At 67.4% G+C, this 23711-nt stretch carries 19 protein-coding genes; 4 read left to right on the forward strand and 15 right to left on the reverse strand.

The features are described 5' to 3' along the window. Positions 1–10: 10 nt before the first annotated feature. The 3 genes from hpnK to hpnI are packed head-to-tail and all read right to left on the reverse strand — an operon-like array spanning position 11 to position 3591. On the reverse strand, positions 11–907 hold the full coding sequence (gene hpnK / locus UAA55_RS02750; protein WP_322951135.1) for a hopanoid biosynthesis-associated protein HpnK: 897 nt from the start codon (positions 905–907) through the stop codon (positions 11–13). A gap of 48 nt (positions 908–955) precedes the next feature. Further along, complete coding sequence (gene hpnJ / locus UAA55_RS02755) at positions 956–2383, reverse strand: hopanoid biosynthesis associated radical SAM protein HpnJ (protein ID WP_322951136.1); 1428 nt, start codon at positions 2381–2383, stop codon at positions 956–958. Further along, positions 2380–3591, reverse strand: a complete 1212-nt coding sequence (gene hpnI / locus UAA55_RS02760; protein ID WP_322951137.1) for a bacteriohopanetetrol glucosamine biosynthesis glycosyltransferase HpnI — start codon at positions 3589–3591, stop codon at positions 2380–2382. The genes hpnJ and hpnI overlap by 4 nt, the downstream gene beginning before the upstream one ends. Positions 3592–3998: 407 nt before the next feature. Here hpnI and UAA55_RS02765 point away from each other — a divergent pair, with 407 nt between their 5' ends. After that, positions 3999–4754 (forward strand): MlaA family lipoprotein, encoded by a 756-nt coding sequence (locus UAA55_RS02765; protein ID WP_322951138.1) that lies wholly within the window; start codon positions 3999–4001, stop codon positions 4752–4754. Positions 4755–4905: 151 nt separating this feature from the next. Here UAA55_RS02765 and UAA55_RS02770 read toward each other — a convergent pair whose 3' ends face one another. The 4 genes from UAA55_RS02770 to UAA55_RS02785 all read right to left on the reverse strand — a co-directional run bounded on the left by UAA55_RS02770 (position 4906) and on the right by UAA55_RS02785 (position 8927). Further along, positions 4906–5571 carry an ABC transporter substrate-binding protein gene (locus UAA55_RS02770; protein WP_322951139.1) on the reverse strand — a complete coding sequence of 222 codons (666 nt, stop codon included), beginning with the start codon at positions 5569–5571 and terminating at the stop codon, positions 4906–4908. Beyond that, positions 5568–7478 carry a 1-deoxy-D-xylulose-5-phosphate synthase gene (gene dxs, locus UAA55_RS02775; protein WP_322951140.1) on the reverse strand — a complete coding sequence of 637 codons (1911 nt, stop codon included), beginning with the start codon at positions 7476–7478 and terminating at the stop codon, positions 5568–5570. Before dxs ends, UAA55_RS02770 begins: the two co-directional genes overlap by 4 nt. A gap of 78 nt (positions 7479–7556) precedes the next feature. Then, positions 7557–8423: a polyprenyl synthetase family protein gene (locus UAA55_RS02780; protein ID WP_322951141.1), complete on the reverse strand. Its 867-nt coding sequence runs from the start codon at positions 8421–8423 to the stop codon at positions 7557–7559. A 231-nt stretch (positions 8424–8654) separates the two neighbouring features. Then, complete coding sequence (locus UAA55_RS02785) at positions 8655–8927, reverse strand: hypothetical protein (RefSeq protein WP_322951142.1); 273 nt, start codon at positions 8925–8927, stop codon at positions 8655–8657. A 353-nt stretch (positions 8928–9280) separates the two neighbouring features. Between UAA55_RS02785 and UAA55_RS02790 the strand changes: the two genes are divergently transcribed. Both UAA55_RS02790 and UAA55_RS02795 read left to right on the forward strand, forming a co-directional pair. Further along, a complete protein-coding gene (locus UAA55_RS02790) occupies positions 9281–10027 on the forward strand; it encodes a response regulator transcription factor (protein ID WP_322951143.1) in 747 nt (248 codons plus the stop codon). A gap of 86 nt (positions 10028–10113) precedes the next feature. Next, complete coding sequence (locus tag UAA55_RS02795; protein WP_322951144.1) at positions 10114–12162, forward strand: sensor histidine kinase; 2049 nt, start codon at positions 10114–10116, stop codon at positions 12160–12162. A gap of 16 nt (positions 12163–12178) precedes the next feature. Here UAA55_RS02795 and UAA55_RS02800 read toward each other — a convergent pair whose 3' ends face one another. From UAA55_RS02800 to UAA55_RS02815, 4 genes are all read right to left on the reverse strand, one after another. Next, complete coding sequence (locus UAA55_RS02800) at positions 12179–12511, reverse strand: EthD family reductase (RefSeq protein ID WP_322951145.1); 333 nt, start codon at positions 12509–12511, stop codon at positions 12179–12181. 118 nt (positions 12512–12629) lie between these two features. Next, positions 12630–14738 (reverse strand): putative bifunctional diguanylate cyclase/phosphodiesterase, encoded by a 2109-nt coding sequence (locus UAA55_RS02805; protein WP_322951146.1) that lies wholly within the window; start codon positions 14736–14738, stop codon positions 12630–12632. A 146-nt stretch (positions 14739–14884) separates the two neighbouring features. After that, positions 14885–16159 carry a GGDEF domain-containing protein gene (locus tag UAA55_RS02810; protein WP_322951147.1) on the reverse strand — a complete coding sequence of 425 codons (1275 nt, stop codon included), beginning with the start codon at positions 16157–16159 and terminating at the stop codon, positions 14885–14887. Beyond that, complete coding sequence (locus tag UAA55_RS02815; RefSeq protein ID WP_322951148.1) at positions 16114–16701, reverse strand: EAL domain-containing protein; 588 nt, start codon at positions 16699–16701, stop codon at positions 16114–16116. The genes UAA55_RS02810 and UAA55_RS02815 overlap by 46 nt, the downstream gene beginning before the upstream one ends. Positions 16702–17040: 339 nt before the next feature. On the opposite strand from UAA55_RS02815, the gene UAA55_RS02820 reads away from it, so the two are divergent. Next, positions 17041–17823, forward strand: coding sequence for a 3-hydroxybutyrate dehydrogenase (locus UAA55_RS02820; protein ID WP_322951149.1), 783 nt, complete (start codon positions 17041–17043; stop codon positions 17821–17823). A gap of 171 nt (positions 17824–17994) precedes the next feature. On the opposite strand, the gene UAA55_RS02825 is transcribed toward UAA55_RS02820, so the two are convergent. From UAA55_RS02825 to fdhF, 4 genes are all read right to left on the reverse strand, one after another. Further along, positions 17995–19509 (reverse strand): OFA family MFS transporter, encoded by a 1515-nt coding sequence (locus UAA55_RS02825; protein ID WP_322951150.1) that lies wholly within the window; start codon positions 19507–19509, stop codon positions 17995–17997. A 241-nt stretch (positions 19510–19750) separates the two neighbouring features. Beyond that, a complete protein-coding gene (locus UAA55_RS02830; protein WP_322951151.1) occupies positions 19751–19966 on the reverse strand; it encodes a formate dehydrogenase subunit delta in 216 nt (71 codons plus the stop codon). Continuing rightward, entirely contained in the window at positions 19956–20852 is an 897-nt protein-coding gene (fdhD, locus tag UAA55_RS02835) for a formate dehydrogenase accessory sulfurtransferase FdhD (RefSeq protein ID WP_322951152.1), read from the reverse strand. Before fdhD ends, UAA55_RS02830 begins: the two co-directional genes overlap by 11 nt. Continuing rightward, complete coding sequence (gene fdhF, locus UAA55_RS02840; RefSeq protein ID WP_322951153.1) at positions 20849–23710, reverse strand: formate dehydrogenase subunit alpha; 2862 nt, start codon at positions 23708–23710, stop codon at positions 20849–20851. The genes fdhD and fdhF overlap by 4 nt, the downstream gene beginning before the upstream one ends. Between the last annotated feature and the right edge of the window lies 1 nt (position 23711).

Here is a 23711-nt window from a genome sequence, read left to right on the forward strand (position 1 = left end):
GGGTGCGGGCCTATTCCAGGGTCACGGGCAGGTCGCGGAAACCACCCCGGGGAAAGGTGGCGGCCAAGGCGTTGACCTCGGGATCCAGCAAGGCGGCCAGCTCATCGCGGTAGCGATAGCCCGGCGCGCCGCCGGGCACGTCGTCGCTGGTGGCGGGGTGCAGGTAGATTTCCGTGACGCCGGCCGGCAGGCGGGCCAAGGCGCCGCGCAGCTTCTCCGCCGTGACGGCGCCGGTCCAGGCCAGGCCCAGCACCTGGTCGGGGGCGGCCAGGCCGGCGCGGCGCACCTTGGCGCGCAGCAGCTTGGCCCAGGGACCGGTCACGCGGTGCAAGCCCAGATCGGCCTGCGGTGTCACGGCGCGAATGACATCGGCCGGTTCCACCGGCACGCGCATGGCACGGGCCCCATGGCGGCGCGCCGCGTCCAGCAGGATGCGGCCCACGGTGGGGTGCAGGTGATAGTGCTTGTGGGCGTTGACGTGGTCCAGCTTCAGCCCGGTGGCGCGGAAGGCCTGGAACTGCGCCTCCACCTCGGCCGCGACCTGGGCCGCCACCTTGGGGCGGAAGAAGATGGAGGCCCCGACCTTGGCCAGATCGTTGCGGAACAGGCCGTCGGGCCCCACCAGGTCGGGAAGGCGGTCGGGAGGAAGGAAGGGCTTGCCGTCGACCAGCACGACATGCAGGCCCACCGCCAGGCTGGGCTGGGCATGGGCCAGCGCCACCGCCGCGTTGGCGGCGGCCCCCGCCACCATCAGGCTGGCGGCGGTCAGGATGCCATTGAGGTGGGCATCGATGACGGCGGCGTTGACGGCGGCCGACAGGCCGAAGTCATCCGCCGTAACGATCAGGCGCCGCCCCGATCCCCCATTGCTGGGGGTCGCGGCGGCGCCTGGCGTGGATACGGACATGAGAAGGTGTGTCCTGAACCCGAGATAGCAGGCGCTTAAGGGCCGGCGTCAGGCGGCGTTGCGGCGTTCGCGCAGGAACTGCCAGAACTCCACGCCCTCGCGCAGGCGGCGCTTCATCATGTCCCGGTCACGGACCATCTCGCCGACGATGGAGGCGATCTTGCCACTGCGGAAGTAGAACTTCTTGTAGAAGGTCTCGACCGAGCCGAAGATCTCGGAGTGGCTCAGGTGGTCGTAATGCAGCGGGGCGATCTGCACGCCGTGCTCGTCCACCAGCTCGGCGTTCGCGTCGTCCAGCCAGCCATTCTCGATGGCCTGCTGGTACAGGAAGGTGCCGGGGTACGGGGCGGCCAGCGAAACCTGGATGGTGTGCGGGTTGATCTTCGCCGCCCACTTGATGGTTTCCTGGATGGTTTCCTTCGTCTCGCCGGGCAGGCCCAGGATGAAGGTGCCGTGGATCTGGATCCCCAGCTCATGACAGTCCTTGGTGAACTTCTCAGCCACCTCGACGCGCATGCCCTTCTTGATGTTGTGCAGGATCTGCTGGTTGCCGGACTCGTAGCCGACCAGCAGCAGGCGCAGGCCATTGTCGCGCAGGACCTTCAGCGTCTCGCGCGGCACGTTGGCCTTGGCGTTGCACGACCAGGTGATGCCCAGCTTGCCCAGTTCCTTGGCGATGGCCTCGGCGCGCGGCAGGTTGTCGGTGAAGGTGTCGTCGTCGAAGAAGAATTCCTTCACCTGGGGGAAGTTCTTCTGCGCCCACGCGATCTCCTCCACCACGTGGCCGACGCTGCGGGTGCGGTAGCGGTGACCGCCCACGGTCTGGGGCCACAGGCAGAAGGTGCAGCGCGACTTGCAGCCGCGGCCGGTGTAGATGCTGAGGTACGGCGCCTTCAGGTAACCGATGAAGTAGTTCTCGATCACCAGGTCGCGCTTGTAGACGGGCGACACCCACGGCAGCGCGTCCATGTTCTCGAGGATCTCGCGGTCCTCGTTATGGACGATCACGCCCTCGGAATTGCGGAAGGACAGGCCCTTGATGTCCGACCACTTCTTGCCGTCGGCCACGTCCTTGATGGTGAAGTCGAATTCGTTGCGGGCGACGAAGTCGACGACGGGGGCCTGGGCCAGGCTCTTGTCCGCCTCGACCGCCACCTTGGCGCCGATCAGGCCGGCCTTCAGGTTGGGATTGACGGCCTTCAGCGCCTCGATCGTCGCCACGTCCGACTTGAACGACGGGGTGGAGGTGTGCAGCACCACCATGTCGAAGTCTTTGATCTGGGACGTGATTTCCGACAGCTTGGTCTTATGCGGCGGGGCGTCGATCAGCTTGCTGTTCTCGATCAGCGCGGCCGGCTGGGCCAGCCATGTCGGATACCAGAAAGACTTGATCTCGCGGCGCGCCTGGTAGCGCGAGCCGGCGCCGCCGTCAAAACCGTCGAAGGAAGGCGCCTGAAGAAATAGCGTCCGCATCATGACCCACCATTTTCGCCGACCGGCACCATTGTGCCGTCGGATTTGACCGAAAAGCGCTGTCCGCGCCAACTCACACGTCGAATGCCAAAGCTGGCAACGAACACCACAAATGACAAGACGTCTCTGATCAATCCAGGCCATCGCGGCCGGGACCGTGTGATCCGTGCATCAATCGTCACCTGAAGCACGAGACGGGCGGCCACCGCAAGCCCCAGCAGCAGCAGGGACCACGCATGCCAGCCCGCGAAAATTGCGCCGATGAAGGCCAAGGGCACCGGATGGGTGACGATGGAGCCGGCGTAGCCACCCGGATCCAGGCCCCGGATGGTGCGGGCCCAGCGCAGCTCGTGATTCAACAGGGCACCCAGGCTGGACTCGGGCGCCAGATGGCCAACGACGAACGGCGGGACCGCCACCGTCAGCCCCAGGACACGTACCGCCATGCCCATGGCGTGGTCGTCCGCCAGGATGTCGCGGAAAGCCATGAAGCCGCCGATGCGGTCCAGTGTCTCCGCCGTCAGGGCGATGGTGGAACCGAAGCAGGGCTTCGCCAGCCCCAGGCGCAGGCCCACCAGCACATTGGGCAGGAAGTGATGGTCCACAGCCCGGGCCGCCTGGTCCTGCCAGAAGGAGCCGGCGGCCACCGGATCGCCCCGGTAGAGGCAGGTGACCAAGCCAACGCCGGGCCGCGACAAGGCCCCCACCACCTGGGCCAGATAATCGGGCGCCACGGCGATGTCACTGTCGGCCAGTACCAGCACATCATGCCGGGCGACGGTCATCATGTTGATGACATTGGAAATCTTGGCATTGGCCCCGTGGCCTGTCCCGTCGACCACCAGATCGACGCGCACGGCGCCGCCGGACGCGTCAAACTCCCGCGCGACGGCGTTGACGATGGCGATGGCCGGATCGTCGACGGCCTGGACGCCGCACACCACCTGCACCGGGCCGCCATAGTCCTGGGTGGCCAGCTGCCGCAAGCGATCGGCCAGCCCCGGTTCCGCGCCGTGCAATGGCTTCAGCACCGTCACCGCCGGCGCGGGCCCGACCGTCGTCCCCGCGCCGCCCCCCGCACCGTCCAATGCCGGCGCGAAGAAGCGCCGCGCGCTGTCCGCCGCCGCCAGGGTGTAGAGCGTGCCCGTGGCGGACAGCGCCCCGAACCCCCAGCCCAGGGCGTCGGTCAACAGGGTGATCGAGAACGGCATGCCGTGCGGGACTCTCAAATAGAAACCGCCCGGCGGGCGGGCGCGATACTGTCATTCAAGGGGTGGTCTTAACGTAAGCGCGGCGCACATGCCAGCGAAGGCCGCCGCAACGCCGTCACCGCGACAATGCGATACACCGACGACAAAAGCACGTCCTGTGATGGCCGACATAGCTCCGCCAGCCGTGCGCGCTAATGGCTTTGAACGTCACCCGTCGACCGGCATATTGCGTTGCACGCTCCGACATTACACTTCGGGAGTGCATTTCCAATTGTGGTGGTCGACACCATCCTTTGTTATCCAAAATGCCGCACCCCAGCGTCGCGCCCCGGCCCCTCTCCTCGGGCGCGCGACCATTCCCGAAGCAGCGCAGCCCGATAGGCATCCCGCAGGAAAGTATGGCGAGCATGATCAGACAGTCCCGCGCGGCCCTGGCCGCCTGCCTCCTGATGGGCCTTATGCTGGCCGGCTGCGCCACCCCCCCCAACGGGGGCCGCGATGAACTGGGCGTGGTCGAGCCTTGGGATCCGATGGAAAACGTCAACCGCGTCACGTTTGACGCCAATATGTGGCTGAACGACAACGCCATCGGCCCCGCCTCCCACGCCTACCGCGACGTGGTGCCCGATTATGTGCAGGTGCGTCTGCGCCAGGGCATCGCCAACCTGGGCGAACCGCTGATCTTCGGCAACGATTTGGCCCAAGCGCGGATAAAGTCCGCCTTCACCACCTTCTGGCGCTTCGTCTTCAACAGCACCATCGGCCTGGCCGGCATGTACGATGTCGCCACCGACATGGGGCTGACGCGCCAGACCGGTGACTTCGGCCAGACGCTGTACGCCTGGGGCGTGCGCCAGAGCCCCTATTTCGTCCTACCCCTGTTCGGACCCTCCACCGTGCGCGACGGCGTGGGCCTGGGCGTGGAACTGTGGGCGGACCCCATGGGCCGGGTGTTCGACAAGGCGAACGGCGGTGATGCGAATTACGCCATCGGCGCGGTCGGGGGCCTGGACAAGGCCCGCAACCTGGACACCCTGGATGAGTTGCGCAAGGGCACCATCGACTTCTATGCCCTGCTGCGCAGCGTGTGGCTGCAGAACCGCCAGGCCGCGCTGGACGAAGCCATCGGCGTCACCTCCAACAATATGCCGACGATTCCTTAAACGATATCCTCAGGCGGCGGGCGGAGCCCATCCGGGTCCTTGCCTTCCCCGCTCCGCCCTGCGGTGTTCGCTCCGGCGGATACGCAAGAAAAAGGCCCGGCCTCCCGCATGGGGAAGCCGAGCCCGATTCCGGATTGGTGGCCTGGGCGGCTTAGGCGCCGGCCAGCAGCTTCTCCGCCTGCTGCTGCAAGCCCTCGATCAGGGCGTCGGCGCCGCCCTGCTGGACGGCGGCGGAGAATTCCGAACGCCGGGTGGCGAGCTGGCTGATGGTGCCGTTGAGGTAGACGTCGACGATACGGATCTGGTCGCCCTGGCCGCGCATCAGGTAATTCAACGGAACCGGCGGCTGGCCGCTGGGGGTCAGCTTGGTTTCAACCACCTTGTCGGCCCCGCGCGCCTTGGGCGTGGGATCGACGTCGAAGACCTCGCCGTTGAAGCCGTCGAACTGGTTGGCATAGGTGGCCACCGTCACCTTGGTAAAGGCGTCGATGGCGCCCTGCTGCTGCGCCGGCGTGAACTTCTCCCACGCCGGGCCCACGGCGAGGCGGGTCATGGTCGCCAGGTCGAAGGTGGCCTTGATCACCGGGTCCAACTTCTCCGCACGGCCCTTCACGCCCAGCTGCTTGGCCTGCTTCATGCCGCTCAGCAGCGCGTCGTAGAAGCCCTTGACCTTGGCGACCGCCGGGTCGGCGGCCTCCGCCACGGCCGGGGCCTGCTGGGCCAGGGCCGGCAGCGAAACGCCGGTGAGGGACAAGGCCAGGAAGGCCGCCGCGACGGCCTTCCCTTTGAGAGTGGTAGCGGTGACCTTGGTCGTCATGCCGTCCTCACCTGAGCGTTGGCCCCCAGCGCCTTGAGCACGGTGTCGACGATGCCGTTGGCGTTGAGGCCGGCCTCGTCATACTGCTTGGCCGGGTTGTCGTGTTCCTGATAGCGGTCGGGCAGCACCATGGGGCGGAACTTCAGGCCGTTGTCGAACAGCCCCTCCTCCGCCAGGAACTGCATGACCTGGGCGCCGAAACCGCCCACCGAGCCTTCCTCGATGGTCACCAGCACATCATGCTCAACCGCCAGCCGGCGCACCAGTTCCCGGTCGATCGGCTTGGCGAAGCGCGCGTCCGCCACCGTCGTCGACAGACCCCGCGCCGCCAGATCCTCTGCCGCCTTCACGGCCTCGCCCAGGCGCGTGCCCAGGCTCAGGATGGCCACCGCGTTGCCCTCACGGACGATCCGGCCCTTGCCGATGGGCAGCACCTCGCCCTTCTCCGGCATCTCCACGCCCACGCCCTCGCCGCGCGGGTAGCGCAACGCGATGGGGCCGGCGTCATAGGCCACCGCGGTCGCCACCATGTGCACCAGCTCCGCCTCGTCCGCCGCCGCCATCACCACCATGTTGGGCAAGCAGCACAGGTAGGCCAGGTCGAAGGCGCCGGCGTGCGTCGCCCCGTCCGCCCCCACCAGGCCCGCCCGGTCCATGGCGAAGCGCACGGGCAGGTTCTGGATCGACACGTCGTGCACCAGCTGGTCATAGCCACGCTGCAGGAAGGTCGAGTAGATCGCCACGAAGGGCTTGTACCCCTCCGTCGCCATGCCCGCCGCGAAAGTCACCGCGTGCTGCTCCGCGATGCCCACGTCGAAGGTGCGCGTGGGGAAGGCCTGGCCGAACAGGTCCAGTCCCGTGCCCGACGGCATCGCCGCCGTGATCGCCACCACCTTGTCGTCCGCCTTCGCCTCCTTCATCAGCGCGTCGGCGAAGACACGGGTGTAGGTCGGCGCGTTCGCCTTGGCCTTGGCCTGGGCGCCCGTCACCACGTCGAAGCGGCCCACCGCGTGCAGCTTGTCGGCCGACGCCTCGGCCGGCGCGTAGCCCTTGCCCTTCTGCGTCACCGCGTGGATCAGCACCGGGCGGCCGTTCGGCTCGTCCCGGATGTTCTCCAGGATGGGCACCAGCTGGTCCAGGTCATGACCGTCGATGGGGCCCACGTAGTAGAAGCCCAGCTCCTCGAACAGCGTCCCGCCCATGACCATGCCGCGGGCGTATTCCTCAACCCGCCGCGCCGCGTTCTGCAGCGGCCGGGGCAGGTGTTCCGCCACCTGGCGGCCGATGTCCCGCAGGTTGCGGTACTGGCTGCTGCTGACCAGCTTCGCCAGGTAGCCCGACACCGCACCCACCGGCGGGGCGATCGACATGTCGTTGTCGTTCAGGATCACCACCAGGCGCGAGCCCAGCGCGCCGGCGTTGTTCATCGCCTCATACGCCATGCCGGCGGAGATCGACCCGTCGCCGATCACGGCGATGACGTGGTTGTTCCCGCCGCCCAAGTCCCGCGCCACCGCCATGCCCAGCCCGGCCGAGATGGAGGTGGAGCTGTGCGCGGCACCGAACGGGTCGTACTCGCTCTCCGACCGCCGGGTGAAGCCCGACAGCCCGCCGCCCTGCCGCAGCGTGCGGATGCGGTCGCGCCGGCCCGTCAGGATCTTGTGCGGGTAGGCCTGGTGGCCCACGTCCCAGATGATGCGGTCCGCCGGCGTGTCGAACACGTAGTGCAGCGCCACCGTCAGTTCCACCACACCCAGGCCGGCACCCAGGTGCCCGCCCGTCACCGACACCGCGTCGATGGTCTCGGACCGCAGCTCGTCCGCAACCTGACGCAGCTGCTCAGGGCGCAGCGCGCGCAGGCGCTCAGGCGTCGGACACTGGTCCAACAACGGGGTCTTCGTCGCCATTCATCGGCTCCCAAATAATTCTAACCGACCTCTTACGGGCCGGTGACAGACAAACACTTTTGCATAGATCGTGATAAATCACGACTCTCGGTCGATAAGCATGAAGGGCAGGCCGCGCAACGAATCCGCCGCCGGACCGAAACCATCCAGACGGGCCGCCGCTTGCTCGGCCAGTTCCACCACCTTGGCACGGGCGGCGTCCAGGCCCAGCAAGGAGATCAGGGTCGCCTTGCCCTGCGCCTCATCCTTGCCGACGGTCTTGCCCGCCTTGCCGGCGTCGCCGGTGGCGTCAATAAGATCGTCGGAGATTTGGAAGACAAGGCCGAAATCCGCGGCGTAGTCGCGCAGCAGGGCGCGTTCCGCTTCGCTGGCGCCGCCCAGGATGGGGCCGGCCTCGCAGCAGAATTCGAACAGCGCGCCCGTCTTCAGCTTTTGCAGGGTCAGGATTTCGTCGTAGCCGAAGTCGGAATTCGGCGCTTCCATATCCATCATCTGGCCGCCGATCATGCCCAGCGTGCCGCCGGCTTGGGCCAGCTTGGCGATCAGGGCGCAGCGCACGCCCGCGTCGGCGTGGGCCGCCGGCTGGGACAGCACCTCGAACGCCAGGGTCAACAGGGCGTCCCCGGCCAGCAGGGCCGTCGCCTCGTCGAACTGGACATGGGTCGTGGGCTTGCCCCGGCGCAAGGTATCGTCATCCATGCACGGCAGGTCGTCGTGCACCAGGCTGTAGGTGTGCACCATCTCCACCGCCGCCGCGGCCTGCAGCCAATTGTCGTCGGACACGCCGAACAAGGCGGAGGACGACTTCACCAAGAAGGGGCGCAGGCGCTTGCCACCGGCGAACACGGCGTAGCGGGCGGCTTCCTGAACCCGGCCGATATAACGGGCGGGGGTGGGCAGCAGCGCCTCCATGCGCTGTTCGGTCTGGCGCGATGCGAGGCCCATGGCCTCCAGCAATTCACGACCCGAGGGGTAACGGCCCGAGGAAGAGGGTGCGGCGGAAGAAACTAGGCCGGTCACTTGAAGAAACCTCGAAGATGATGACGCGTCGTATACGCTGGGCACACTCCGCCAGCCATGTGCCAGTGTCAATTACCGGCGACCGCAGGGCGCCGTTGCGTCGCACGTAACAAGAGGTTCGGCAGAAATGAACGCGCGGGCGGCCGTTCCGCGAAATTATTCGATCAAGCCGGGCTTGGCGGTGTCGGCCGACACAGACGAAACCGCCAGAGACTCGGCGGCCTCGTCATGCGGCAGGTCGTCCGGCAAGGTTTGACCCGGCCAGCGCTCGGGCCAGGGGCCGGTCAGCAGGGCGGCCACGCTGTCCGCCTCCAACATGCCGCCCCGGCGGATCCACAGGTCACGCTCAGGACCGGAGGGCACGCTGGCGGCAACACGATAGCATTGCTCGGCAGCGCGCAGCAGCGTCCATTGCTTCGGCTGACCCATCTATGACACCCCGATGATCCAGCCTTGGCAACCGGCGGGACCGATACCGGCCGGCGGACTGGTTCTTTTGGCACCGGCCCGCCCCGGGCCGGTCGCCTTATTTCGTGAAGCCAAGAGGGTAAACAACCGCGCCGTCTGCGGCAACGCCCTTCATGCCACCGGGAGCTGAAATCCGCCCGCGCCGTGGACAAATCAGCCAGGAATTGAGGCGGCACGCATCGTATTGCTATAAAATTAATGAAAAATTAGAATGCGCCTCAGAATAGTTCCAGTGGCCGCGCCGATCGGAGGACACGGCCAGAAAATTTTGCAGCCGAGCCGTCGCTAAAACCTTTTAATAGAAAAGATTTTCTATGGCAGACCTGGATTCGAACGTTGGAGCCGCCGCCCCGCGGGTGGTTCTGGTGGAAGACGATGTGGACCTTCGGGAATTACTGGCCCACTGCCTGGGCAGCCAAGGCCTGGCGGTCACGACGGCGGGGTCGGGCCTCGAGTTGTACCAGCAGATCGCCAAGGAGCCGGCGGACATCGTCATCCTGGACTTAGGCCTGCCCGACCAGGACGGCTACGCCATCGCCAGCTTCCTGCGCGCCAACACCAACATGGGCCTGATCATTCTGACGGCCCGGTCGCGGGTGGACGACAGGCTGAAGGGCTTCACCAGCGGCGCCGACCTGTATTTCGTGAAGCCGGTGGACTGCCGGGAGCTGGCCATCGCCGCCACCAACCTGGCGCGCCGCCTGGCCGCCGGACCGGACATCAACGATCTTCCCGCCCCGCAGACAACATCGTCCAGCGAGCCCTGGGTACTGGACAATTCGCGCTGGTCCATCCTGTCGCCCCGCGGCCTGCCCGTGCGCCTGACCGCCAAGGAATTCGACCTGGTGGTGGCCCTGACGCAGGAGCCGGGCCGGGCGGTGGACCGCACCGCCCTGCTGGAAATGCTGGACTACGCCAACACGGTGCAGGGCAGCCGGGGCCTGGACGCGCTGGTCAGCCGCCTGCGCCGGAAAATCGAGGCCGCGGTGGGTGAGGCCTTCCCTATCCAGACCGTCCATGCCAAGGGTTACCTGTTCTCCGCCCCCATCAAGCAGCTGTAATCCCCCACCCCACCATGACGGCCCCCGCCCTGCCCCCAGTAGCGCCTCCCTGGCGGCGCCCCAGCGGATGGCCACGGGGTGGTTGGTTGTGGATCATCATGGTGGCGCTGCTGTGCGCCTTGCCCGCGCGGGCGGAGACAGGCCCCGCCGGCTGGACGGCGCCGCCCCTGTGGCTGGGGCCTGGGGCGGGGACGTTGTCCATCAGCGGCCATCTGGAATTCCTGGTCGACCCTGACGGGTCGCTGACCCTGGCCGACGTGACGGCGGGGGAAGCCAGTCACCGCTTCCAGCCCTTGGCCGGCAACCTCAACCGCGGCTTCACCCTGACCGACACCTGGGTCAGGATGCGCGTGGCGCGCGCGCCTGAAAGCGACGACACCTGGTACCTGGAGCTGCTGCCCAGTTTCCTTGACACGGTGGAGACCAATGTCGCCTACACAGGCTTGGACGCCCCGCCCCCGCCGGCCGAGGCCTATGCCAGGACGGTGCAGGGCGATAGCGAGCCCACGGCCAACCGCATGCTGCGTTTCCGCAGTTTCACCCAGCCGCTGGTGTTCGATGGCGCCGGCCAAGCCTGGATCTACATCCATATCCACACCACCAGCGCCACCATCCTCAGCGGCCAAGTCCATCGGCTGATACCGCTGATGAACCATGTCAGCGTGCAGTCCATCTGGCTGGGCTTCGTGCTGGGCATGGCGGTCGCGGTGCTGATCTCCAACCTCATCTACAGCTACTGGCTGCAGGAGCGGGTCTATTTCTATTACGCGCTCTATCTGACCTCCCTGATCGGCCTGGCCTTCGGATCTTTCGGCGCGCTGGCGCAAATCCTGCCTGGGCCGGCGCCCAAGCTGGCCAACCTGATCACCGGCAGCAGTGTCAGCGGCGGCATCCTGGCCGGCGCCCTGCTGACGGAGAAGTTCCTGAACCTGCGGCGCACGCTGCCGCTGATCAGCCTGCTGAACCGCATTCCCATCATTCTGGGCGCCCTGGGCATCGTCGCCACCTTCGCCGACTATTACACGATGGCCGGCGCCACGCTGGCCACGGTCACGTCGGCCTACATGTTCATCTATATCGGCAGCGCCATCTGGCTCGCGCGGCGGGGGCATCCGGGCGCCTTGATGTACAGCCTGGCCTTCGGCTCCGCCTGCATGGCCGCCCTGATGGGCTTCATGCGCACCCTGGGCGTGATCCCCGAGATCAGCCTGACCGAGGCGGTGTCGCAGGCGGCGGCGCTGGTGCACATGATCCTGATGAACATCGCCATCGCGTCACGCGTGCGCCGGTCGGAAAGGGAGCGCAAGGAAGCGCAGGCCGCCGCCCTGTCGGCCTCCGTCCATGCCGAGCAGCGGGCCCTGGACATGGTGGCGCTGCGCACCCGCGAGCTGTCGGCCGCCAAGGAAAGCCTGGAGGAGGCCCTAGCCGCCGAGCGCCAGGCGGTGCGCGAGCAGATCCAGTTCATCGACATGGTGTCACATGAATACCGCACGCCGGTGTCCATCATCCGCACCGGGATCGACATTTTGCAGATCAAGGGCGCCACCGCGTTGGCGGAGAGCACCAAGGGCCATGACCTGCTGAAGCGCATGGGCCGCGCCGTGGACCGGCTGGTGGAAATCATCGAGGTCGGCCTGCGCCGTGAGACCGACCGCTCCCCCGGCCTGCACCTGGAAACCCAGTCCCTGACCCTGGAAGGGGTGGTGGCGGAGGCCATCCGGTCCTTGCGCGCCTCGCATCCCGAACAGGAGGTGAGCCTGGAGGGTGAGGTGCCCGAGGAGATCCAGGGCGACCCGGCCCTGCTGAAGACCTCCATCCTCAACCTGCTGGAAAACGCCGCCAAATACGGCCCCGCCGGCAAGGCCATCCGGGTCGAACTGGCGCAGACCGCCACGCGCAGCACCGTGCGCGTGATCGACGCCGGCGCCGGCGTGCCGCCGGCCGACCGGGAGCGCATCTTCGGCAAGTTCGTGCGCCTATCCTCGGCCGAGCGCATCCCCGGCATCGGCGTGGGCCTCTACCTCGTGCGCCGCATCGCGGAGCTGCACGATGGGCGGGCCTATTACGACCACACCCGCCTGGACGGCTGCTGCCTGGTGCTGGAACTGGCGAACGCCCCGCTGCCCAAGGGGTGAGCCTGGCGGCTGAGGATCAACCCCGGCCGGGGCCGGCGCCCACCACCACCTCGCTGACCTGGATGGTCGGCGACAGGGTGGTGTAGTTGGCGATGTCGGCCACGATCTCCTCGGCCACCGGTCCAAAGGCGGACCAGAAGCTGTCGGCGGACTCGGCGAAGATGTGACACATGGCGACATAGGTCGGCGGCTCGTCGGGCGGGGCGCCGGACAGGCCCTTGTCCACGGTATAGAACAGGCAGGCGGCGCCCAGCTTTTCCTGGACCAGCGGCATGTGGCGGTCCCGGTAGTAATCGTGGTCGAAGCGGGCGCCGGGTTCACTGGCGTACAGCACGCTGACTTTGATCATGGCGTCGTCCTGGCTCAGGGTTCAAGCTTGTGGGATCGCGCCACGGTACGCCGCCGCCGAGCCCCGGCGTATTGTCCTATGGTTGTATGGCCCCCCTCATATTTCCTGGGGGGAATCTTCAGCCCTTCAGGAAGTCGCGTTCCACCAGATCCACCGGCATGGGCCGGGCGAACAGGAAGCCCTGCACCTCGGCGCAGCCCTGCTGGGCCAGCCAATGCCATTGCTCTTCCGTCTCCACCCCCTCGGCCACGGTCTTGAGGCCGAAGCTGCGCGACAAGTCCAGAACCGCCGTGGCGATGGCGGTTTCGGCGGGAATGTCGTTCACGAAGGACCGATCCAGCTTCAGCGCCGTCACCGGCAGGCGGCGCAGGTAGGCCAGCGACGAATAGCCGGTGCCGAAATCGTCGACGCTGATGCCCACACCCAGGTCGCGCAGCCGGGCCAGCAGCGCCTCGCTATGGTCCAGGTCGCGCATCATGCTGGTCTCGGTGATCTCGATGTTCAGCAGTTCGGGCGGCAGGTAGGACTTGGCCAGGCAATCCGCCACCAGGTCGACCAGCCCCGCCTCCTGCAGCTGCCGGGCGGAGACGTTGACGGAGACGGGCACGGAATGCCCCGCCGCCAGCCAACGCGCCGCCTGTTCACAGGCCGTGCGCAACACCCAGGCGCCGATGGGCACGATCAGCCCGGTTTCTTCCGCCAGCGGAATGAAATCGCCGGGCATGACCAGACGGTCCGGCTTCTGCCAGCGCAACAGCGCCTCCACCCCGCTGAGCTTGCGGGTCAGCGTCTCCAGCTTGGGCTGGTAATAGAGGACGAACTGGTTTTCCTCGATGGCGCGGCGCAGCGCCGTCTCGTTATGCAGGCGGGCGACGGCCCGATCCATCATCTCACGCGCGAAGAAGCGGTAGCGCCCGCCGCCGGCGGCCTTGGCCGTGCACATGGCGACGTCGGCGGCGCGCAGCAGCGGTTCTGGATCGCGCCCGTCGCCGGGAAACAGCGCCATGCCCACGCTGGCGGTCAGCGTCAGGGAATGGCCATCGATGGCGTAAGGGGTGGCCAGGGTGTCCAGGATGCGCTCGGCCAGGCGGGCCGCCATCTCGGGCTGGGCGATGTCCTCGGCCACCACGGCGAATTCGTCGGCGCCCAGGCGCGCCACGCTGTCGCCCGCGCGCAACACGCTGGTCAGGCGGGCGCCCACCTCGCGCAGCACCCGGTCGCCGACGTCCAGGCCGTAGCTTTCATTGACGGTCTTGAAGCGGTCCAGATCCAGGTGGAAGACGGCGACGTGATAGCCCGCCCGCTCCGCCTTGGGCAGGGAACGGCCCAGTTCTTCCGTCAGCAGCACGCGGTTCGGCAGGCCGGTCAGCAGGTCGCGCGTGGCCATGCGGCGCTGCGCCTCCTGGCTGGAGGCCAGGCGGGACAATAGCTCGTTGGTTCGGGCGGCGATATAGCCCAGCTCATCCCGCTCATGCCCCGCCGGCAGCGGCAGGGCCGTTTCCATGGGACGGTCGGGATTGATGCGGGAAATGGACCGGCCCAGGCTGAACAGCGGCCGGGTCACGTAGCGGTGCAGCACCGCCACCAGGGCCAGGCCCAGCAGCAGATTGCGCAGCACGCCGCTGACCAGGCCGGTGCCGGCCAGGATCAACAGGTCACGGGCCAGCACCACCGGGTCCAGGTCCAGGCGCAGTTCGCCGATGACCTCGCCATTGGGGCTGTTGGGTTGGCGCAAGGGGCGACGGATGGTGGACAGGTCGCCGAACACCAGGCGCGACAGCGGCCCCGTCAGCCAGCCGTCCTGCGCCGGCTTGCGCCGCACGCCAGCCAGCCGCTCATTATCCTTCAGCAGAATTTCCACGCCGGACACGGCGTGGAGCTTCAGGTTGTCCATGATAACCTGGTTGGCCAGCTGGGCATCCAGGTTCCACGCGGCGATGGCGGCGCTGCCCTCGACCTGGGCGGCGATGTCATCGATGATGGTCAGGACCTTCTCACGCTCACGGCTGGCGGCCCAGCCGATCTCCACCGCGGAAAAGGCGAAGCCGATGAGCAGGGCGGCCAGGGCGCCGCGCACGCCTTCCTTGAACGACAGGGAGGACCAGAACGACCAGTGGAAGCGGGAGCCGGCCACGCGGGGGTCGTCATCGCCCTTGCCGCCGCCCGGCGTTCCACCCACCAGCGAATTGTCATGGGTGTCGGCGCCGTCCGTCGGAGCGCCGCCCATGCCCGCCGCGGCCGCGCCAGAACCGGCCGGATCACCCGCCGAGTGGTGGAAAGAGTACCTGACCAACGAGAGTAGCGCCCCAAATGTCTTATGTTCGGGCCCGTGCCCCGTGACACCCGGGGCCGGCCGGCTGACGGCCGCATCCGTCATCCTGCCACCAGGAACAGGTTGTCGGGCGCCGCCTTCGCCGCAGTTTTATGGACGGCGATCAGTTCCACAAGTGTTTCCAGGCCCGGGCGGGTGGCGCCGGCCAGAAGTTGCACCATGACGGCGCTGACCCGCAGCAGGGGATACCGCCGGACACGGCCCTCGCGGTCCTTGGCCTCAAACCACCCGCGCTCCCGTGTTTCCACGTCGTAGAGGCTTTCGGCGTCGGAGCGGAAGCGACCCAGGAAGCCCACCAGCCGTTCCCGCACCCGGTCGGCCGTCAGGCCGCTGCAGGACAGGAAGAAATCGTCGCCGCCGATGTGGCCGGCGAACCCCCCCAGGGCGGAGGCCTGGACCTTCAGCTGCTCACTGAACATCAGGATGGCCCGATCACCCTGGCGGAAGCCGAAATAATCGTTGAACGGCTTGAAGTTATCGAAATCCAAATAGACCAGGACATGGTCGCGCTCGCCATCCGCCACCAGCGTTTCCACCTGGGCGGTGATGGCGTTGTTGCCCGGCAGGCGGGTCAAGGGGTTCTGGTCCACCGCCGTGGCCAGGCGGTGTTCGTGCAGCAGGCGCACCATCGACTGGCTGCTGAGAAAGCCGACATACTCGCCGCCCTCGACGATGATGACACCGTCGCTGTCCGCCGCCTCGGCGAACAGCTCGATCACACGTTCCAGGGGTGTCCCGATGTCGCAGACCGGGCAGGGGATGACGAAATCCTTCAGCGTGTTGCCGAAGGCGCGGTTGCGGAGGATTTCCGTGCCGTAACGCGAATAGACGAAAGGCTTCAGGTGGCGTTCGCGAATCAGGCCGCGCGGCACACCCGCCCGGTCCACCACCGGCACCACCGGCGGGGCGGCCAGATTCCCGAAATACTCCAGCAGCTTGGCCTTGGGCGCCTCCAGCGGCAGGGGCGCGATGCGCTCGATCAGTTCGAACAGGCGCTGACGGGCGTCGGACGGGCGGCGGCGGTCGCTGCGGGTCAGGGACTCGGCGATCTCGCTGACGTCGGCCAGCAAGCCGGTGCCGGGACGCCCCAGCAGGAAGCCTTGGGCATGGTCGCAGCCCAGATCACGGCAGACATAGAACTCACGCGAGGTTTCCACACCCACGGCGATGGTGGCCAAGCCCAAGGCGTGGGCGCTGCCGATCAGTTGGCCCAGCAAGGCGCGTTTGGCCTGGTCGCCGTCCACGCCGCTGATGAAGGCGCGGTCGATCTTCACATAACTGGGCGGGCTGGCCAGCAGGCGCTGGAAATCCGCCATGCCCACGCCGAAGCGGTCAAAGGCGACGTCGACCCGGCCCCGCCGGTCACCACCGTCACGGCCGGCGCGGGTTGGGACGGGGGCTGTTCCCGACGTCTCGTAGACCAGGTGCAGTTGTTCCCCGCGGCGGCGGGCGGCACCTGGCCCTGGGCCAGGGGATGGATGTTCAGGAACAGGCGCACCTCGGCCGTGCCGCCCGCCGCCAGGAAGGCGGCCACGGCGGCGGCCTGGATGTGCGCTTCCAAGGCCAGCAGCGCGCCCTCATCCTCCGCCGCCTGGAACAATGCCACCAAGCTGGCGAAGCCCGCCGCCTCCCACCCGCGCAGCAGGGCCTCGTGCCCGTGCACGCGCGCGGTACGCATCTGAACGATGGGTTGGAAGACGGGATGCAGGTGCGCCACAACGTCGCGCCAGCGGGGCGGCAGGGCAACGGACGCCCCCTCCCCCGCCGGCGGGGCGGCAGGGGGTGGCGCTGACGATCCGGCGGCCGGACGCCCCTGGGTTCCCTGCCGGGGGATGCCGGTCTCTCTCTCTTCAGGCATCAAGATCAAGGAGGGATCGGACCTTCAGGCCGCAATAAAGAGTGTGTCCTTCAGTAATATCCGTTGACGGTGACAGTTATGTGATGACCCGGCAACCGTTGATGCGCGGGCGCCGCATGCCAGGACGCCGGTGCACCAGAACCGGATGCCGTGATTTGTAGATTTCGGCGGCAATCGGCCTATGACAACGGCTTAGGCCGTGGGCGGGGCTTTCGGCGGCGCACACATGGCCTTATATCAGGGGCGGCACACCAGGCTCACGGGGCGGCCGCCATGGTCGGCCGCGCGATGCCAACGGAATCGAGATTCACCGAACATCCTCAACTTATAGGGGTAGTCATGCTGAAGGGTAAATCCGCCGTCGTCACCGGTTCCACCAGCGGGATCGGCCTGGGCATCGCCCGCGTCCTGGCCTCCAAGGGCGCCAACATCATGCTGAACGGCTTCGGCGACGCGACGGAGATCGAGAAGATCCGCAGCGGCCTGGAAAGCGAGTTTGGCGTGCGCGCCGCCTACAACGCCGCCGACATCTCCAAGCCGTCCTCCATCAAGGAGATGATCGACACCACGGTGGAAACCTTCGGGTCCATCGACGTGCTGGTCAGCAACGCCGGCATCCAGTACACGGCGGCCATCGAGGATTTTCCCGAAGACAAGTGGAACGCCATCATCGCCATCAACCTGTCCGGCGTGTTCTGGGGCATGCACTACGCCCTGCCCTACATGAAGAAGCAGGGTTGGGGCCGGCTGATCAACATCGCCTCAGCCCACGGCTTGGTGGCCAGCCCGCACAAGGCGGCCTACGTCGCGGCCAAGCACGGCGTGGTCGGCCTGACCAAGGTGGCGGCCTTGGAAACGGCCGAGATCGACATCACCGCCAACGCCATCTGCCCCGGCTGGGTGCTGACGCCGCTGGTGGAAAAGCAGATCAAGGACATGGCGGCCAAGGAGGGCATCAGCGAGAAGGACGCCGAGTTGAAGCTGCTGTCGGAAAAGCAGCCGTCCAAGAAGTTCACCACGCCGGAAGAGCTGGGCGAACTGGCCGCCTTCCTCTGCACCGACGCCGCCGCCCAGATGACCGGCGTGCCCCTGCCCATGGATGGCGGCTGGACGGCACAGTAATTTTTGGGATGCCCTGCGGGCGGGCCCATCCGGCCCCTTGCCATCCTCGCTTTCCAGTCCGCTCCGCTCCCCGGAAAGCTCCGGCGCCCGCAGTCGCGGGCTAGGGACAAAAGGGGCGGGTAAAGAAAAGGGGCGGTGCCTAACGGTGCCGCCCCTGCACTTTTCAGCGCATCAGTTGAACAGCGGCGCCGCTTTCTGCAGGGTGGTCCACACGCCCCACAGGATGGGCAGGCCCACCGCCAGCCAGGCCAGCAGGGCCGGGCCGTTCAGACCGCCCCGGCCGATGCCGAAGGAACCGCCAGCGGCGTTGGCGTGCGCGGTCTTGGCCTGCAGGGCCGCGACCTGGGCGTCGCTCATGAACCACTTGGCCGCCAACTGCTTGATGGCCAGGTTGCAGAGCAGGCCGATGATCAGGAACACCGCCAGGACATAGAAGGTGACGTCGTAGACATGATCCTTCGGCACCTTCAGCGCCAGTTCCGCCTCGCGGATGTAGCCGACCAGGATGGGGCCGACGATGCCCGCCACCGACCAGGCGGTCAGCAGCCGTCCGTGGATGGCGCCCACGAACTGGGTTCCGAAGATGTCGGCGAGATAGGCCGGCACGGTGGCGAAACCACCGCCGTACATGGAGAGGATGACGCCCACGGCCAGCACGAACAGCGCCACGCTGCCGGCGCGGGCCAGGCTGGGCGCCGCCGCGTACAGCACCAGCCCGAGGACGAAGAAGACGCAGTAGGTCATCTTGCGGCCCAGCTTGTCCGACATGGAGGCCCAGAAGAAGCGGCCACCGATGTTGAACAGCGAGATCAGGCCGGCGAAGGCGGCGCCGATGGTGGCGATGGCCGTCTTCTGCCCCGGGTCCAGCTGATCGAAACCCAGTTCGGGATGGCCGATCAGCTTGCCGGCGAAGATTTCCTGCAGCATGGGCGAGGCCATGCCGATGACGCCGATGCCGGCGCTGACGTTCAGGCACAGCACCGCCCAGATCAGCCAGAACTGCGGCGTCTTGTGCGCGTTGTCCAGGTGGACATGACCGTGGGTGATCATGGCCCGCCGCGCCGCCGCCGGCGGCGTCCAGCCATCCGGCCGCCAGCCGGCGGGCGGGATACGGTAGCCGAAGGAACCGGCCAGCATGAAGACGAAGTAGATCGCGGCCATGACCAGGAAGGTCTGCCACACGCCTGGGCCGTCCGGCCCCTTGAACTGGTTGATCAGGATGTTGGCCAGGGGGGAGCCGATCATGGCGCCGCCGCCGAAGCCCATGATGGCCATGCCGGTGGCCATGCCGCGCCGGTCGGGGAACCATTTGATGAGGGTGGAGACGGGCGAGATGTAGCCCAGCCCCAAACCCACGCCACCGACGATGCCGCCCAACCACACCAGCCAGAGCTGATGGACCATGATGCCCACCGCCGACACCACCATGCCGCCGCACCAGCAGAAGGTGGCGACAACCCCGGCGCGCCGGGGCCCCACCCGTTCCAGCCAGCCGCCCCACAGGGCCGCCGCCGAGCCCAGGAGGACGAAGAACAGGGTGTACATGATCTGGATGTCGGCCACCCGCCAGTTGCAGGTGGTGGTGGTGAGGGCCGCCAGCAGGGAAATCTCCTTGCAGGCCGCCTCATCCGTGCCCGCCAGGGCCTTGGACAGCGGCAACCAAAAGACGCTGAAGCCGTAGGCCATGCCAATGCAGAGATGAACAGCGAGCGCCGCTGGCGGCACCAGCCACCGATTAAAACCCGCCTTCGCGACTATTCGGTCCCGATCCAGGATCGAGCCGGACGAGTTTCCACCCGTGGGGCCCGAAGTTGCCACACTCATTGACGTCTCCCGCTTTATTTATGGCCAGTAAAAAGCAGATGACCGCCCTTTCAGGAGCGCCACCGATCCCCCCGGTGTACTATTTTTATTCTACACAGTTAGTCTAATTTACTTTTGGCAAACTTTCCACTGCCTTGAGAACCTCCGGGTCCAATCCAGAGCCGCCTTGGGCCACATACGCCTGGATCGCCTGGCGCATCCGGGGTTCCCAGAACCTGGCGATATGGTTGGCGATGCCGGCCGCCGCCTTGTCGCCCGGCTGGGTGGTGAAGAACTTGCCGATTTGATTGGCCATGTAGACCAGCTTGTCAGGCGACATGCCGTGTATTCCCTTGCTTCGCTTCCGTCCCATCGCCCGGCACGATCCGGCCGGCATGGGTGAAAACCTCGAACCCGTCGCGGCGGGCCACCGCCACCAGCGTGATGCCGGCGGCCTCGGCCGTGCGGATGGCCAAGGCGGAGGGGGCGGAGACCGCCACCAGCACCGGCACGCCCATGGCCGCCGCCTTCTGCACCAGCTCCACCGACACCCGGCTGCTCATCACCACCAGGCCGGCCGCGGCGTCGACGCCGCCTCGGATCAGGGCGCCGGCCAGCTTGTCCAGCGCGTTGTGGCGGCCCACATCCTCGCGCACCGCCACCATGCCTGTGCCCGGGCGCCAGAAGCCGGCGGCGTGGACGGCGCGCGTGTCCTCGAACAGCGGCTGGTGGTTGGCGAGGTCGTCGCGCGCGGCCGCCACCTGGTCGGCATCCACGGTGAAGCCCGGCGGCACCACCGGCAGGGCCCGCGTCGCCTCCGCCAGGCTTTCCAGGCCGCACAGGCCGCAGCCCATGGGCCCGGCCAGGCGCCGGCGACGGCGTTCCAGCGCCTCCCCCGGGGTCTTGGCCAGCCACAGGCGGACATTCACCCCTTCCGGCACCACCACCAGGTCCAGGTCGGCGATGTCCGCACGGCCGGTGATGATGCCCTCGGTCACGCTGAAGCCCAGGGCGAAGTCTTCCAGGTCGCGCGGGGTCGCCATCAGCACGGCGTAGGCGGCGCTGTCGTAGCTGATGGCCACCGCCGTCTCCTCCGCCACCACGCGCGTCCCCTCCATCGGGACGCCGTCGCGCCAGGCGACCCGGGTCGCGGGGCGTCTGGCGTCTGGCAGGGACAGGGACGGCGGGGCCTGGGCCTGGGGAACCGGCGTCACGCGGTCCGTCATTCAGCGGCATCCGTGCCGACGATGCGGCGGCTGAGGTCGCTGTGGGTCTTGTACTTCTCCTGCCAGTCGGACGGGCCGTTGCTGGGGCTGACCTGCACCGCCGTCACCTTGTATTCGGGGCAGTTGGTGGCCCAGTCGGAATAATCGGTGGTGATCACGTTGGCCTGGGTCATGGGGTGGTGGAAGGTGGTGTAGACCACGCCAGGCGACACCCGGTCGGTGATCAGGGCGCGCAGCGTGGTCTCGCCGGCGCGGCTTTGCAGCTTTACCCAGTCGCCGTCGCGCACGCCACGATTCTCCGCGTCGTGCGGGTGGATCTCCAGCCTGTCCTCCTTGTGCCATTCGCTGTTGGCGGTGCGCCGGGTCTGGGCGCCGACATTGTACTGGCTGAGGATGCGGCCGGTGGTCAGCAGCAGGGGGAAGCGGGCGCCCGTGCGCTCATCCGTGGGGATGTATTCCGTCAGCACGAACTTGCCCTTGCCCCGGGCGAAGCCGTTGATGTGCATGATGGGCGTGCCCTCGGGCGCGTCGTCGTTGCACGGCCACTGGACGGAGCCACGTTCGTCCAGCATCTCGTAGGTCACGTTGCGGAAGCCCGGCGTGGTGGCCGCGATCTCGGCCATGATCTCCGCCGGGTGGCCGTAGCTCATGGGATAGCCCAGGGCATTGGACAGCAGCTGGGTGATTTCCCAGTCGGCATAGCCGTTGCGCGGCGGCATGACCCGGCGCACACGGTTGATGCGCCGTTCCGCGTTGGTGAAGGTGCCCTCCTTCTCCAGGAAGGTGGAACCGGGCAGGAAGACGTGGGCGTAGTCCGCCGTCTCATTCAGGAACAGATCCTGCACCACCACGCATTCCATGGCCTTCAGGCCGGCGATGACGTGGTGGGTGTCGGGGTCGGACTGCACGATGTCCTCGCCCTGCACGTACAGGCCTTTGAAGGTGCCATCGACCGCCGCGTCCAGCATATTGGGAATGCGCAGGCCCGGTTCCTTCTCCAGGGTCACGTTCCACATGTCCTCGAAGATGGCGCGGGTGGCGTCGTCGTGGACATGGCGGTAGCCCGGCAGCTCATGGGGGAAGGAGCCCATGTCGCAGCTGCCCTGCACGTTGTTCTGGCCACGCAGCGGGTTCACGCCCACGCCGCGCCGGCCCAGATTGCCCGTGGCCATGGCCAGGTTGGCGATGGCCATGACGGTGGTGGAACCCTGGCTGTGTTCCGTCACGCCCAGGCCGTAATAGATGGCGGCGTTGCCGCCGGTGGCGTAGAGGCGGGCGGCGGCACGCAGCTCGGCCGCCGGCACGCCGGTGTAGTCCGCGATGGCCTCAGGGCTGTGCCGATCCTCGGCGACGAAGGCCGCCCAGTCCTGGAACTCGTCCCAGTCGCAGCGCTCCCGCACGAAGGCCTCGTTCACCAGGCCCTCCGTCACGATGACGTGGGCCATGGCCGTGACCACGGCGACGTTGGTGCCGGGCAGCAATGGCAGATGGTGGGCCGCCTCGATGTGCGGGGTCTTCACCAGGTCGATGCGGCGCGGATCGACGACGATCAGCTTGGCGCCCTGGCGCAGCCGCTTCTTCAGGCGGGAGCCGAACACCGGATGGCCGTCGGTGGGGTTGGCACCGATGATCATGACGACGTCGGTATCCTCGACACTGTCGAAGTCCTGCGTGCCGGCGGAGGTGCCATAGGCCGTGCCCAGGCCGTAGCCGGTGGGGGAATGGCAGACGCGGGCGCAGGTGTCGACGTTGTTGTTGCCGAAACCGGCCCGCACCAGCTTCTGCACCAGATACGTCTCCTCATTGGTGCAGCGGGAAGAGGTGATGCCGCCGACGGAGGCACGGCCATACTTCTCCTGGATGCGCTTGAATTCCGATGCCGTGTGGCTGATGGCCTCTTCCCACGACACCTCGCGCCACGGGTCGGTGATCTTGGACCGGATCATGGGCTTCAGGATGCGCTCGCGGTGCGTGGCGTAGCCCCAGGCGAAGCGGCCCTTCACGCAGGAGTGGCCGCGGTTGGCGGCGCCGTCCTTGTAGGGGACCATGCGCACCAGCTCGGTCCCGCGCATCTCCGCCTTGAAGCTGCAGCCCACGCCGCAATAGGCGCAGGTGGTGACGACGGAATGCTCCGGCTGGCCGATCTCGATGACCGACTTTTCCATCAGGGTGGCGGTGGGGCAGGCCTGGACGCAGGCGCCGCAGCTGACGCACTCGCTGTCCATGAAGTCCTCGTCCATGCCGGCCGAGACCTTGCTGGCGAAGCCCCGGTCCTGGATGGTCAGCGCGAAGGTGCCCTGCACCTCCTGGCAGGCCCGCACGCAGCGGGAGCAGACGATGCACTTCGACGGGTCGAAGGTGAAATAGGGGTTGGAGGTGTCCTTGGCCTGGCCCAGGTGGTTGGCCCCCTCCATGCCGTAGCGCACCTCGCGCAGGCCCACGGCACCCGCCATGTCCTGCAGCTCGCAATCGCCATTGGCGGCGCAGGTCAGGCAGTCCAGCGGATGGTCGGAGATGTACAGCTCCATCACACCCTTGCGCAGGCGCTTCAGCCGTTCCGTCTGCGTCGACACCACCATGCCCGGGGCCACCGGCGTGGTGCAGGAAGCGGGGGTGCCCGCCCGGCCCTGGATTTCCACCAGGCACAGCCGGCAAGAGCCGAAGGCGTCCAGCGTGTCGGTGGCGCACAGCTTGGGGATGGTGACGCCGCCGTCCATGGCGGCGCGCATGATGGAGGTGCCCTCCGCCACCGTCACCGTCTCGCCGTCGATGGTCAGGGTGACCATCTTGGCGTCGATGTCGCCCTTCAGGCCGCGGGGATGCGGGGTGCCGTAGTCGATCTCAGGAACCAAGCCCATG

The organism is Nitrospirillum guanabarense (genome assembly GCF_034653355.1).
Taxonomy (GTDB): domain Bacteria; phylum Pseudomonadota; class Alphaproteobacteria; order Azospirillales; family Azospirillaceae; genus Nitrospirillum.

Bases quoted from the DNA above. Each gene is read 5' to 3' on its own strand.
- hpnI (WP_322951137.1), bottom strand. From the start codon at position 3,591: ATGCCGTTCTCGATCACCCTGTTGACCGACGCCCTGGGCTGGGGGTTC.
- UAA55_RS02820 (WP_322951149.1), top strand. From the start codon at position 17,041: ATGCTGAAGGGTAAATCCGCCGTCGTCACCGGTTCCACCAGCGGGATC.
- UAA55_RS02790 (WP_322951143.1), top strand. From the start codon at position 9,281: ATGGCAGACCTGGATTCGAACGTTGGAGCCGCCGCCCCGCGGGTGGTT.
- UAA55_RS02770 (WP_322951139.1), bottom strand. From the start codon at position 5,571: ATGACGACCAAGGTCACCGCTACCACTCTCAAAGGGAAGGCCGTCGCG.
- UAA55_RS02810 (WP_322951147.1), bottom strand. From the start codon at position 16,159: ATGGCGGATTTCCAGCGCCTGCTGGCCAGCCCGCCCAGTTATGTGAAG.
- UAA55_RS02780 (WP_322951141.1), bottom strand. From the start codon at position 8,423: ATGGGCCTCGCATCGCGCCAGACCGAACAGCGCATGGAGGCGCTGCTG.
- hpnJ (WP_322951136.1), bottom strand. From the start codon at position 2,383: ATGATGCGGACGCTATTTCTTCAGGCGCCTTCCTTCGACGGTTTTGAC.
- UAA55_RS02815 (WP_322951148.1), bottom strand. From the start codon at position 16,701: ATGCCTGAAGAGAGAGAGACCGGCATCCCCCGGCAGGGAACCCAGGGG.
- UAA55_RS02800 (WP_322951145.1), bottom strand. From the start codon at position 12,511: ATGATCAAAGTCAGCGTGCTGTACGCCAGTGAACCCGGCGCCCGCTTC.
- hpnK (WP_322951135.1), bottom strand. From the start codon at position 907: ATGTCCGTATCCACGCCAGGCGCCGCCGCGACCCCCAGCAATGGGGGA.
- dxs (WP_322951140.1), bottom strand. From the start codon at position 7,478: ATGGCGACGAAGACCCCGTTGTTGGACCAGTGTCCGACGCCTGAGCGC.
- UAA55_RS02805 (WP_322951146.1), bottom strand. From the start codon at position 14,738: ATGGGCGGCGCTCCGACGGACGGCGCCGACACCCATGACAATTCGCTG.
- UAA55_RS02825 (WP_322951150.1), bottom strand. From the start codon at position 19,509: ATGGCCTACGGCTTCAGCGTCTTTTGGTTGCCGCTGTCCAAGGCCCTG.
- UAA55_RS02830 (WP_322951151.1), bottom strand. From the start codon at position 19,966: ATGTCGCCTGACAAGCTGGTCTACATGGCCAATCAAATCGGCAAGTTC.
- UAA55_RS02765 (WP_322951138.1), top strand. From the start codon at position 3,999: ATGATCAGACAGTCCCGCGCGGCCCTGGCCGCCTGCCTCCTGATGGGC.
- fdhF (WP_322951153.1), bottom strand. From the start codon at position 23,710: ATGGGCTTGGTTCCTGAGATCGACTACGGCACCCCGCATCCCCGCGGC.
- UAA55_RS02785 (WP_322951142.1), bottom strand. From the start codon at position 8,927: ATGGGTCAGCCGAAGCAATGGACGCTGCTGCGCGCTGCCGAGCAATGC.
- fdhD (WP_322951152.1), bottom strand. From the start codon at position 20,852: ATGACGGACCGCGTGACGCCGGTTCCCCAGGCCCAGGCCCCGCCGTCC.